The following is an 11,584-nucleotide window of genomic DNA, read 5'->3' as shown; positions in this document are numbered from 1 at the left end:
CGGGAAGGGAAGGACTTCATGGGACAGAAAAGCCACAACCGTCAGATTCTCGCGGCCCTGATTGCCACGACCATCTCCTGTGGCGCACAGGCCCAACTGGCGCAGAATTTGACCATTCACCCCAAGGCATTGGCGCTGGGTAACGCTGTGACTGCTGATCCGCCGGGGATCATGGCGATTCACTACAATCCTGCGGGCCTGACCAAACTGGACGGGCGCCAGCTGGAAGTGAACCTGATGAGTGTCTATCTGGACATTGACGCGGACTTCACAGCGCCGGAAGGGTATGAAATTTTCGGTATCGATGGCCTCGAAACGGATCCGCTGACCGGAAAGCAACGGGACCCTGTTGCCAATTCTCACAGCCACACCAACAACGTGGCCCTGTATTTGCCCGGATACGGTATTCTTCGCGCGCCTCCCGGGCCGGCCCTGGCTCCTTCAGCGGGGATCAGTATCAACCCGCCGGGCTCGAAACTGACCTTTGGTAACGCGTTCTACCTGCCGCTGGCGGCCGGCTTTTATCGCGACAAGGACGACCCTGGCCGTTACCAGCCTCAGGCCACGGCGCTGCAACGTACGACTTATCTTTCACCTACGGTTGGTTACGAGATCAACGACGATTGGTCCGTGGGTTTCGGTATTCACCTGTCCCATATGGGTATCGCGGCAGACCAATACATGCGCGCGCCCAACCTGCTGTTGGGTGTCGCGGAAGTGCTTCAGGACGCCTTCAACTGTGAAAGCGGCGACGAGCCCCTCCAGCCCTGGTTGGCGCTTTGCGGCGGTAACGTCGGCCCCTGGGATGATATCGGTGCTCTGAGTATCAACGTTCAGGAAACCCTGTCCCCCACCTATGCCCTGGGTGTCATGTGGGAGCCGACGGACTGGTTCAGCTGGGGCGCAAGCTACACCTCAGAAGCCGAAATGAACATGAAGGGCACCTTCGAGATCCAGTACACCGACGACTGGTCAGGCTTCTGGCAGAGCGTCAACGGATCCGTGCTGGGTGCTATCACCTCGGCAATCCTGAGTCTGCCTTCCGGTGCGCCCAAGGAATCCGGCAACGTCAGTATGGATCTGGTGTACCCCCAGCACTTCCAGACTGGCATCAGTGTTGACGTGCACCCGAAACTGACCCTCAACGCCGATATTGGCTGGACCGATTACGAACAGTGGGATGCCTTTGAATTTAGGTTCGACCGTAGCCTTGAATTTATTAACGCAGCGAGCATCCTCTCTCCAGACAATGCGGATCGAGAAAACAACATTTTGCGCCTTCCGTTAGGTTTTAAGAGCCAGTGGAACTGGGCGTTTGGCATGGAGTTTCATGCGTCTTCCCGTTTGGACCTGCGTGCCGGTGTGGAAATCCGGGATTCCGTTATCCCGGATGATCAGCGACAGGTAATGGCGCCGTTCGGTGGGGCAAATCTGTACAGCATCGGTATGGGCTACCAGTGGGACAAGGACACTCAAATTGACATGAATCTCAGCTACCTGCACTCGGTAGAGTCGATTCCCGCGGACACCAGCTGTAACGTAAACTGCGATAACATCACCAACATTATCTACAATCCCTATGCGGGCCTCGATGTCAAAACCTCGCTACGGGTTGTCATGGCAGGCCTCAGTTTCCGGACAAAGTTCTGAGTGGTGCCATTAACCGGGGGTAGTCATTCGCAGTGATTAACGGCTCTATATGGAAATCAGCCTTGTGCCTTTTTCTGGCAACAGTTCTCGGGGGTTGCCAGATTGGCGGGTCCACGGTGTCGGAGCGAGAGGGCTATTTTACCTGGGTAGACGAGCAGGGCAGGGTCCGATACTCCCCGATTACCGGGGCCGCAAATAAAGACGCCAATACGGACGCCGGCGAACAGCGCGAGCCGGACGCCGCGGAAGAATCGGCGCGTTCAGGCAACGGTGCCAGCCCTGCGCCAGAGTTGCAGGAAGAAACCGAGTACACACTGGAAAACTATCCGGATGCCGACCAGCTTGAAAAAGACGGCTACGTCCGGCCCGGGGAACGGCAGCCCTACTTTACCTGGCGAGACGCAGAGGGCAATGTCCGGGTCAGCTATTACCGGCCGGACACCCGCTCTGATATTGAGAAGGGGTTGGTGGAGCCACCTGTTCAGATAACCGAAGCCAGCGTCTACCACGCAGGGCCGGCTGGCGCGGGCCAGCCTCCGGTAGAGGGTTACGACCCGGACGCGTTCGCCATCCTGGGCATTGAAGCTTCAATCAATGACTTCTTTACCCGGTTTTCAGCCACCTGTTGCGAGTCAATGGATGTTCTAAGTCGGCAAGAGTGGCAATCGGGACGAGAGTTTGGCGTTACCCTTTCGGGCGGTTCAGTAACCCATCCGTTTCTTACGGGAACCAGTCCCTATCAACTGATTACGCTGCCGGAAGCGGACAAGCACTCCAGTTTGGTCATGCGCCTGCGCTCCTATGCCAACGACGGAGTTTTCGTGCCCTCCCTGGTGTTTCTGGACGAGAAAATGGCACCGTTAAGGTTGGTAACAGACCTGGTTATGGATTTCACTCCCGAGAACTGGCACCGGCGCGGCTATCTGGAAGCATGGGTTCCCGCGTTTCCAAGCCAGGGGGAGCGTTGGCTTGTCCTGTTTACCCGGGAGCAGGATCTGGAGGGCCAGACCGTTCTGGAAACCGGTGATGGCCCCAAGAAAATCCCTCACATCAGGCGCGGTGAACTTGGCCTGATGCAGGTTGAAGAGTGAGGCCTCAGTCCTCGGGTTTGCTTAGATCCAGCCACTGCTGGGACAGCCAATAGTAACTGCCACCGCCGGCAGGGTGGGTGCAATTGTAGCGGAATCTCCGGCTATTGAAGGCCTCAGGTGCCTGTACTTTCACACTGCCGTCAATCACGTCAAAGTCGATACGTCCCTGACCGGAAGCAAAGCACGTAAGCCGGTTGGCATCAATGGGCTCAACCACTGGGAAAACCAGGGTGGGCGGATTCTCTGAGATCACGCCGTCTGGCAGCTTGCCGGTATCAATCGGGAAGGCTCTACTGCGAAGCTTGTTCTCAAGGCCCCCCAGCTGGCCGTAGGCGTTTGCCATTGGAAAGCGAGGCAATCGGGTTTTCTCGGTTTTTGGGCCGATGGCGCCCGACTGCTGGCCGAATCCGTACCAGCCACGCTCAGCAACTTTGCGCTCCAGTGCCTCGTCAAACTCACCGTATGGGTACGCTAACATGGGCGCCGGTGCCTCCAGTTCCCGGGCGAGGGTCTCCTGGGCCGAATCAAGGCTGTTGGTAACCCGGGCTCGCCAGTCACTTTCGCCTTCGTTCGGCTTTCGGGCCAAATGACCATGGTCTGCACTGTGGTTGGCAATGGTTACGCCCGGTCGGTCGGCAAGCTCCCGGATCTGATCCCAGGTCATATAGCCGTTACGACCAACGGCTTCGGTGTTGACAAAAATCGTGTAGGGGTAGTCTTTGTCAGCCAGCATGGGCGCCGCGGTATGATAAACCGAGTCGTAGGCGTCATCGAAGGTAATGGCGATGTGGTTGCCTTGCCCGTCGGCGCCAGCCAGAGTGGCTTCAGTGCCTTCAAGCAAGTCTACGACTTCCAGCTGCAGGTCGGAGATCATATCCAGCTGGCCTTCAAACAGTGATACGGAAGTACTGGTGGCAGACGGCGTAGAATCACTGACATGATGATACTGCAGGACAACGAGGTCAGCGCGGGCTGAGACGGCTGTTGCCATAACAGCGGCGAGAAGGGAAGGTTTCAGGAATGCTTTGAGCGGCATATCGTCTCCTGTGTTTCTGTGTCCCGGTCAATTTGAACAGGCGGGTCAGATACTGTGACGGAAGTGGGCTTTCAGTACGGCAAAGGCCTGATTGAGATGCTGAATGGTTTCGGTCTTGCCGCCGCGGTCCGGATGGGCGTGCATGACCGCCCGGCGAAAACGCTTCTTAACGGTAGGGAAATCGTCTGGAACAGCCTTGAAACCCAGTACCCCCGCTGCTTCCCGCGCCTCGGATTGCGCAGGTGCCTGGCCGGGAGCGCCTGCCCAGAAATCGTTCATCATCCGTTGAATTGTTTCCTCCGGCAGACGGTACTGGGAGAGATCCAGATAGAAATGACGAAGTGTGTCGACACTGTCCGGCACCCCCTCGCCACTGACTACCGTCTGCGCCTCGATACGGATGCTAAGGGGGGAAATCTTCAGGCTCTCGCCGGCTTCGGCTAACTGATCACGGAGACGGTAGAGTACGTGGAACAAGAGAAAATGAACCGGGTAAAGTCTTTCCGGTTCGCTGAAAACAACGACCCCAAGCAGCTCCCAGGGCGCTTTCTGGAGTGCTTTAATCAGCGATAATTCATTCATGCCTGCCGGTGCTGACCGGAGTTCGTGCTCAACGGCCACCAGCAGGTGCTGAATCTGCTGCTCCAGACAGTCATCTTCATCCACTGATCTGGGGTGCGAGGCATTTATTGGGGAATGGCTGTCAGTCATAGACACCATGTTAGGGCACTCCCGGTCATCAGGGAAGTGCAGCCAGCCGGGGAAGGCCACCCATGAACAGGGCGGTCGAGAACCGGGTTGCGGTCAACGCTTCGGCATCCGCTGAATCCGGGTGCCTGTGGGCGCGCCTTGCAAGCGTCAGGCTGGTTTCATAGGCGACACCGAAAAAAGCGGCGCAGAGGTATTCGTGATCGATTTTGGGAAGCAGCCTTCGCTCCATCGCTTCGCGGACGTCTTCTTCCAGCGTTAGCATAGTCAGACCGAGAATATCCGAACCGAACAGTTCTCGAAGCGCGCGATCGTTGCGGTGCGCCAGCTCATAAACCAGTGGATCCCGGGCAGTCGCGGTGAAAAGCGCCAAGTAGGCGTAATGGATGAAATCCTCGGTGGTGTCTGCCTCGCGCCGGTGACGCGTGAGATTGTTGTTCAGGTTGGTCAGGAAGTCGGTGAGCAGGGCGGCAAAGATGTCCTGCTTGCTGGAGAAATAGTTGTAGAAAGTACCGGCGGCGAGACCCGTGCGGCGCACGATGTCGCGGATGGTCGAGTTTTCGTAACCCCGCTCTCGAAAGCACTCCCGGGCGGCATGCAGGATCGCCCTGCGGTTCCGGATCCGGTTCTGTTCCCGTTTGCCCGCGACCTCTTCACTCGATTGCAACATATCCATGTCGGTATCCTGTCCCTGAATCCATGTGACGCGTATAATCCCACGTCCACTTGCCTTATGAACGTAGTTGGTATGTCCGAAGCAATGATCGCCAGTTCCGAACAGTTCCTCAATCCAGAGCGGGAGCGCCGCCAGAAACTGGAGTTGAACAAGCTGCAAAAACGTCTGCGCCGCGAAGTCGGGCAGGCGATTGCCGATTTCTCGATGATTGAAGCCGGCGACAAAGTCATGTGCTGCCTCAGCGGCGGCAAGGACTCCTACGCCATGCTCGATATTCTGCTCAACCTGCAGAAGAGCGCCCCGGTTTCGTTCGAGCTGATTGCCGTCAACCTTGACCAGAAGCAGCCCGGCTTTCCGGAAGAGGTGTTGCCCGAATATCTATCCTCCATGGGTATCGAGTATCACATTATCGAGAAGGACACTTACAGTATTGTTAAGGAAAAAGTTCCGGAAGGGAAGACTACCTGCGGTCTGTGTAGCCGGCTACGCCGTGGAATTCTCTATAATTTCGCAGAGGAGCACGGAGTTACCAAGATTGCCCTCGGCCATCACCGGGACGATCTTCTGGAAACCCTGTTTCTGAACATGTTCTACGGCGGCAAGCTGAAGTCCATGCCGCCGGTTCTGCACAGTGACGATGGCCGCAACACGGTTATCCGACCCTTGGCGTACAGCCGGGAAAAAGATATCGCCCGCTATGCGGGTCTTCGAGAGTTCCCCATCATCCCCTGCAACCTGTGTGGTTCCCAGGAGAACCTTCAGCGTCAGGTTATCAAGGACATGTTTCAAAGCTGGGACAAGCAACACCCCGGTCGCCTGGAGACCATGTTCCGCGCCATGTGCAATGTGGAGCCCTCACATCTGGCAGATACTGACCTTTATGATTTCCGCGAGGGCAAGCGCCTGGGTGGCAAACGCCAGTCTGCACAGACTGCAGAACCAGAGGCGGCGCCCGACTTTGGGCGCCTGGACGTTCTGAATATCTAGTGCCCGGCCAGATGCAGGAAAGGCAGCGTCCAGAGGCCGAACAGGATAAGCAGGCCGCCGGTCACTTTACGGAACACTTGGTGGCCCTGTAAGCCGCGGATCCAGTTGGCCGCGAAACCCGTGGCCAGCATGGAGGGCAGGGTGCCGAGCCCAAAAAACAGCATGGTCAGCGCCGCCGAGCCAACCGTCGGTTGCAACGCCGCCCACCCGAGTGTGCTGTATACCAACCCGCAGGGCAGCCAGCCCCAGAGCGCCCCCAGGGCAAGTGCCTGTCCGCCGTGATTCACTGGCAGGAAGCGACGGGTCAGGGGTGAAAGGCGTGCCCAGATTGGAGCACCGATACGTTCAACGTAGCGAATCCCCTGCCACCATTGCCCCATGGATAGCCCCATGAAGATCAGCAGTATCCCTGCCAGGGTGCGAAGCACGAGCCCCGCTATGGTCCACTGGCTGGCGGCCGAGGTACTGGCCAGAGCGACCAGTGTGGCAATCAGCACATAACTGCCGATGCGCCCGAAGTTGAAGGCCAGAAGCATTACCGTTTGCCGGAAGCGGAAGCCCCGACCCACAGGCAGCGCCATAGAGAGGGAAGCGCTGATGCCGCCGCACATGCCGAGGCAGTGAGTACTGCCGAGCAGTCCTATCAGGAAGGCACTCGGGTAGCTGAGGTATAGTTCAGGGGTCATCCTTTTCGAGGGTTATCCTCATCCGGATGGGCGGCCTCGTTGACTTCAGCTGCTTGCTCCGAGGTTTGTTCCTGTGCGGCCGGTTTATCGGTGCGAGCGTCGTCCGGGATCATGTCCTTGTCGTCATCGTAGAGTATCCGATGGGCCGGGCCTTCGAGATCATCGTACTGACCATTCTTGACCGCCCAAGAAAACAGCACGATGCCCAGGGCCACCAGGATGAGCATCACCGGTACCAGGAACATTACGATTTGCACGGCGAAACCTCGCAAAAAAGAGTATAGGGTTACGGTATCAGGACAGGGCCTGGGCGCCAACCGCCGGATTGTGCTGACCCGGTTGCTTTGGTGCTTTGCCAAGTCTCAGCGCATTTAACACAACCACCAGGGAACTGAGGGACATGCCGATCGCTGCCAGCCAGGGAGGTACCATGCCGGCCGCCGCGAGGGGCAGCGCGCAGACATTGTAGGCAAGGGCCCACCAGAGATTCTGCCGGATGATGCGTCGGGTCTGACGGCTTGTTTTCAGGGCCTCGACCAATTGCAGTAACTGGCCGTTCAGCAGAACCGCATCGGCCTTCAGTTGGGTCAGGTCTGCGGCTGTGCCCATGGCAACCGAGATTCCCGCGCCGGCCATGGAGGGCAGGTCGTTCAGCCCATCGCCGACCATCATGATATGCCTGCCTTCAGATTCCAGTTTCTGCAGTACGGCCAGCTTCTCTTCCGGAGATGCCTGTCCGATGGCCTCGTCTATTCCCAGTATGTCCGCCACCTGCTGAACATGACCGGACCGGTCGCCACTGAGCAACAAAGTGCGAATGCCGGCTTCCTGAAGAGCCTTGATGGCCGCGCGGGCGTCATCCCGGGGTTGGTCGTCGAGCCTGAAGCAGGCCAGCCATTCACGGTCTGACGCGAGCCAGATCTCCATGCCCTGATGATGTTCTGCCTGTGGGGCTGGCGCAGCGGTATGCTTTTCCACGAAACCCCGGTGACCGATAAAGAGTCGCATGTCTCCAAGCTGCCCGGAGAGTCCCCCGCCGACATGATTAGCCACATGTTCAACTGCAGAAGTGGTTCTCCGGTGGAATACTTTGGCAATCGGATGCTCGGAATACTTCTCGAGGCCGGCTGCGAGCTTCAGGCAGGTCTCTTGATCCATACTGCCGACAACATTTGTGCCAGTGAGACTGAGTTCTCCGCGGGTCAATGTTCCGGTTTTGTCGAACACCACGGTATCAATAGTGTTCATCGATTCCAGGGTATGGCCCCGAGTGGGGAGAAACCCGAGGCGGCGCAGCCGGACGGTGGCAGAGGTGATGGCGGTTGGCGTTGCCAGCGACAAAGCACAGGGGCAGGTTACCACGAGTACCGACAGGGTGATGTCGAAGGCATTGTCGGCGCCGGCCAGCCACCAGCCTATCCAGACTACGGGCGCCAGTATCAGTACCCGTCCGACAAATTTTCCCGCCATCCGGTCGGCCATCATCGCGACCTGGGGCTTTTCGGATTGCACCCGGTCCAGGACCCGGAGAATGCCTGAAAGCCGCGTTTGCGCGCCCGCCTTGACCACCCGGACATCGAGAGGATTCTCGCCGTTCACACTGCCGGCATGAACCGTGTCTCCGGGATGGCGGGTTTCGGGCAGATACTCGCCCGTCAACGCAGCCTCGTTCAGGGTGGACTCTCCCCGCACGATCTCCCCATCCACCGGCAGAGTCTCACCGGGCCGAACCCGAACGATATCGCCGGGCCGAACCTGGTGGGCCGGAACAATGTCCGTATCATCACCGTTCACTAATGTGGCAACGGTCGGCTGGAACCCTGCAAGGGCGTTACCGGTCAGGCCCGCACGATAGCGGGCCTGAACTTCGATATACCGACCCAGGAGCAGGAAGAACGTAAACATGCATACGGACTCGAAATAGACTTCCTCGCCGCCAAATACGGTTACCCAGGCACTGGCGAGGTAGGCCAGCCCGATTGCAATGGCAACCGGCACATCCATGGTCAGGTGCCGGCTCTGGATATCCCGGCGGGCATTGCGGAAAAAGGGGGCTGCGCTGTAAATAACGACTGGGGTGGCTACAAGCAGGCTGAACCAGCGGAAAAAGCTGACGAATTCCGGTGACAGGTCATTGACCAGTTCGAAGTACAGGGGAAATGCCAGCATCATGCTCTGGAAGGAGCCTATGCCTGCGATGGCGACCCTGATAAGCATGGACCGGTGCTCGGCCTTGAGGGCCTGTTCCGCCTCGTCTGCCTGATAGGGGCGGGCGGTGTAGCCAAGCTCATGGATGGCAATCAGAAGGTCGCTCAGCGGCGCCTGATCCTGGGCCCAGACCAGCCGCGCCCGCTGTGTGGTGTGGTTTACTGAAAATGAGACGACACCGGGCTGTTGCTTCATATGGTTTTCAAGCAGCCAGATACAGGCCGCGCAGGTAATACCACCGATCAGCAACTGGGCTTCCTGCGCGCCTTTTACCGGTGCAACAAAGGATTCCTGAACCAGGGGATGATCAAGCTCCCTCAAGCGGTTCACTTCCGCGCTAGTCAGCTGCTTCGGTGTGACGGCCGGTTTCGTCCGGAAATCATAAAAACCGGTCAGTCCCTCGCTGTGGATGGTCTGACAAACCGCCTTGCAGCCCTGACAGCAGAAATGGCGGGTTGTGCCATCGAGCTCAAGGGTAATGGGCGGCTCACCGTCTGCCGGTTCACCGCAGTGGAAACAATCCAGGCTGGTCAACCTTGGGCAGACTCCCCGGCCTTGACCGTAATGCCGCTTTCAGAGGGTAACCAGGCTTCGCCCTTGAGTCGCCACTCGTTGGCCGGGCCGCGGAGGTCATAGTACCAGCGGCCGTCGATGTCATTGTGGAGCTTGCCGGCGAAGCGACCGGGGGCGACCTGCTGGAACTGGACGGTACGGTCCTTGTCCGAAAGCGTTGGATGGAACAGGTTAAGAATCAGATACGGGAAATCCGCCGGGCCTTCAACGGTGTTCAGGTTGACGGTGACGTTCCGGCTCTGAAAATCAATCTGCGCCTCCATGCCAAGATCGACGGCTTTCTGGTCCCGCGCGATGGACATGTTGATCCCTCGGCCTTCCTTGGACCAGTCGTCGGTTACCATCGCATTTTCTGTGTTGATTGCGATAGTGATTGCGATAGCGCAATAAATGATCGATGCGCCCGGGAAAATCAGCAGGAACCAGAACCAGGGCTGGCGGTACCAGGGTGCTACAGGTGTTTCAGCTGTCATAAATCAGTGTCTCGCATAAACGGTCAGATCCGCGTGATCGGAAATCAGCGCGTTGGACCGACAAATCGGCTTTCAGTTTCAAGACTCAACGAAGAATCAATCTCGGATTGTGCCCTGAACAGGATATCGTTGTTGGATTCGGTAATGGATTCCGGCGGCACGTCGACAACGGTTGGCAATGAGCGGTTTTCACCACTTTCAACGGTTACCGAGGTGTCAGTGAGGATCCGGATACCGTCCAGGCCAGTCACTGCCAGAGTGAAGGTCTGGGGGACCTCTGTCATATTGGCAATTTTCAGCGTGTAGGAGTTCTCAATGCGCCCCTCGCCATTGAAGCTGTACAAGGCCCCCCGATCGCGAAGGGCGTCCATCTGGGCCGGCACACGCGTGGCGATCGTGAAAATAATCGCCGCAATCATCAAGGACAGGACTGCCCCATAGCCAAAGGTTCTTGGTCGCAGGAGCTTCGAGGTCTTGCCTTCCAGTTCATTTTCTGTGGTGTAGCGGATCAGCCCTCTCGGGTAATTCATCTTGTCCATGATTTCGTCACAGGCATCAATGCACAGGGCGCAGCCGATACATTCGTACTGGAGGCCGTCCCTGATATCAATGCCCGTTGGGCATACCTGAACGCACTGGCCACAGTCGATGCAGTCGCCCAGCCCGGCCTCCGCCGGATCCACACCTTTCTTCCGGCCGCCCCGGGGCTCGCCGCGGTTGGGATCGTAGGAGACCACACGGGTATTGGGGTCAAACATCACGGATTGGAAGCGGGCATAGGGGCACATATACAGACAAACCTGCTCACGCATCCAGCCTGCATTGAGGTAGGTGGCGACCGTGAAGAAGGCAACCCAGAAATAGGCCCAGCCATTGGCCTGCAAGGTGAACAGGTCTGCGATCAGTTCCCGGATCGGATAGAAGTAGCCGACAAAGGTGAGGCCGGTAGCCAGGGCGATCAGGAGCCAGACTCCATGCTTGGCGGATTTCTTGGCGATCTTGGTTGCCGAGCTGGGAGCTTTGTCCAGCTTCATCCGCTTGTTTCGGCTGCCTTCGATACGTTCCTCAACCCACATGAAAATGAAGGTCCAGACAGTCTGGGGGCAGGTGTAGCCACACCAGACCCGACCAAATAGCGTGGTAATGAAAAACAGGCCGAAGGCGCAAATAATCAGCATTCCCGAGAGCAGAATGAAATCTTTCGGGTAGAAGGTCGCTCCGTACAAATGGAACTCACGGGCAGGAAGGTCAAAATGAATCAGTGGTTGTCCGTCCAGGGTGAACCAGACAAAGGCAAAGTACATGCCCATCAGCAACGTCAGGCTGACGTTCCGGATGCGCTGAAAGAAGCCTTTAACTTCCTTGACGTAAATTTTTTTGCGGCTGGCGTATAACTCGACGGTTCCGGATTTATTGTTGTTGTCGGAGGGGTCAGAGGATGGGTCAACCTGTTTGACCGGAATCTCACTGCTCATCGTTACCTCCTGGAAAATGGT

General features: G+C 57.7%; 11 protein-coding genes. 3 read left to right on the top strand and 8 right to left on the bottom strand.

Annotation, left to right across the window (positions count from 1 at the left end; genetic code table 11):
- The first annotated feature begins 18 nt into the window (after positions 1-18).
- Together FMN52_RS03650 and FMN52_RS03645 are read left to right on the top strand one after the other, a co-directional pair.
- A complete protein-coding gene (locus FMN52_RS03650; RefSeq protein ID WP_148607346.1) occupies positions 19-1,650 on the top strand; it encodes an outer membrane protein transport protein in 1,632 nt (543 codons plus the stop codon).
- A gap of 62 nt (positions 1,651-1,712) precedes the next feature.
- Positions 1,713-2,741 (top strand): MalM family protein, encoded by a 1,029-nt coding sequence (locus FMN52_RS03645; RefSeq protein WP_148607345.1) that lies wholly within the window; start codon positions 1,713-1,715, stop codon positions 2,739-2,741.
- A 4-nt stretch (positions 2,742-2,745) separates the two neighbouring features.
- Here the strand turns inward: FMN52_RS03645 and FMN52_RS03640 are convergent, their stop codons facing one another.
- The 3 genes from FMN52_RS03640 to FMN52_RS03630 are packed head-to-tail and all read right to left on the bottom strand — an operon-like array spanning position 2,746 to position 5,161.
- Complete coding sequence (locus FMN52_RS03640) at positions 2,746-3,777, bottom strand: polysaccharide deacetylase family protein (RefSeq protein WP_148607344.1); 1,032 nt, start codon at positions 3,775-3,777, stop codon at positions 2,746-2,748.
- A 45-nt stretch (positions 3,778-3,822) separates the two neighbouring features.
- Positions 3,823-4,497 (bottom strand): DNA-J related domain-containing protein, encoded by a 675-nt coding sequence (locus tag FMN52_RS03635; protein ID WP_148607343.1) that lies wholly within the window; start codon positions 4,495-4,497, stop codon positions 3,823-3,825.
- 19 nt (positions 4,498-4,516) lie between these two features.
- Positions 4,517-5,161 (bottom strand): TetR/AcrR family transcriptional regulator, encoded by a 645-nt coding sequence (locus FMN52_RS03630; RefSeq protein ID WP_148607342.1) that lies wholly within the window; start codon positions 5,159-5,161, stop codon positions 4,517-4,519.
- 72 nt (positions 5,162-5,233) lie between these two features.
- On the opposite strand from FMN52_RS03630, the gene ttcA reads away from it, so the two are divergent.
- Entirely contained in the window at positions 5,234-6,148 is a 915-nt protein-coding gene (gene ttcA / locus FMN52_RS03625) for a tRNA 2-thiocytidine(32) synthetase TtcA (RefSeq protein WP_148607341.1), read from the top strand.
- On the opposite strand, the gene FMN52_RS03620 is transcribed toward ttcA, so the two are convergent.
- From FMN52_RS03620 to ccoG, 5 genes are read right to left on the bottom strand one after another with little or no spacing between them, the layout of a single operon-like run.
- Complete coding sequence (locus tag FMN52_RS03620) at positions 6,145-6,834, bottom strand: sulfite exporter TauE/SafE family protein (RefSeq protein WP_148607340.1); 690 nt, start codon at positions 6,832-6,834, stop codon at positions 6,145-6,147. The two genes, ttcA and FMN52_RS03620, sit on opposite strands and share 4 nt — an antisense overlap.
- Positions 6,831-7,091 (bottom strand): cbb3-type cytochrome oxidase assembly protein CcoS, encoded by a 261-nt coding sequence (gene ccoS, locus FMN52_RS03615; RefSeq protein ID WP_148607339.1) that lies wholly within the window; start codon positions 7,089-7,091, stop codon positions 6,831-6,833. The genes FMN52_RS03620 and ccoS overlap by 4 nt, the downstream gene beginning before the upstream one ends.
- A gap of 37 nt (positions 7,092-7,128) precedes the next feature.
- A complete protein-coding gene (locus tag FMN52_RS03610; RefSeq protein WP_148607338.1) occupies positions 7,129-9,576 on the bottom strand; it encodes a heavy metal translocating P-type ATPase in 2,448 nt (815 codons plus the stop codon).
- Entirely contained in the window at positions 9,573-10,088 is a 516-nt protein-coding gene (locus FMN52_RS03605) for a FixH family protein (protein WP_148607337.1), read from the bottom strand. Before FMN52_RS03605 ends, FMN52_RS03610 begins: the two co-directional genes overlap by 4 nt.
- 44 nt (positions 10,089-10,132) lie before the next feature.
- Positions 10,133-11,563, bottom strand: a complete 1,431-nt coding sequence (gene ccoG / locus FMN52_RS03600; protein ID WP_148607336.1) for a cytochrome c oxidase accessory protein CcoG — start codon at positions 11,561-11,563, stop codon at positions 10,133-10,135.
- Positions 11,564-11,584 lie beyond the last annotated feature (21 nt).

It is taken from the genome of Marinobacter sp. BW6, assembly GCF_008107725.1.
GTDB lineage: Bacteria > Pseudomonadota > Gammaproteobacteria > Pseudomonadales > Oleiphilaceae > Marinobacter.
This window is presented reverse-complemented; position numbering and strand designations above follow the sequence as displayed.

What these genes read in the sequence shown, in the direction of transcription:
- FMN52_RS03640 (WP_148607344.1), bottom strand. Translation starts at nt 3,777, where the DNA reads ATGCCGCTCAAAGCATTCCTGAAACCTTCCCTTCTCGCCGCTGTTATG.
- FMN52_RS03635 (WP_148607343.1), bottom strand. Translation starts at nt 4,497, where the DNA reads ATGGTGTCTATGACTGACAGCCATTCCCCAATAAATGCCTCGCACCCC.
- ccoG (WP_148607336.1), bottom strand. Translation starts at nt 11,563, where the DNA reads ATGAGCAGTGAGATTCCGGTCAAACAGGTTGACCCATCCTCTGACCCC.
- ttcA (WP_148607341.1), top strand. Translation starts at nt 5,234, where the DNA reads ATGTCCGAAGCAATGATCGCCAGTTCCGAACAGTTCCTCAATCCAGAG.
- FMN52_RS03605 (WP_148607337.1), bottom strand. Translation starts at nt 10,088, where the DNA reads ATGACAGCTGAAACACCTGTAGCACCCTGGTACCGCCAGCCCTGGTTC.
- FMN52_RS03620 (WP_148607340.1), bottom strand. Translation starts at nt 6,834, where the DNA reads ATGACCCCTGAACTATACCTCAGCTACCCGAGTGCCTTCCTGATAGGA.
- FMN52_RS03650 (WP_148607346.1), top strand. Translation starts at nt 19, where the DNA reads ATGGGACAGAAAAGCCACAACCGTCAGATTCTCGCGGCCCTGATTGCC.
- FMN52_RS03630 (WP_148607342.1), bottom strand. Translation starts at nt 5,161, where the DNA reads ATGGATATGTTGCAATCGAGTGAAGAGGTCGCGGGCAAACGGGAACAG.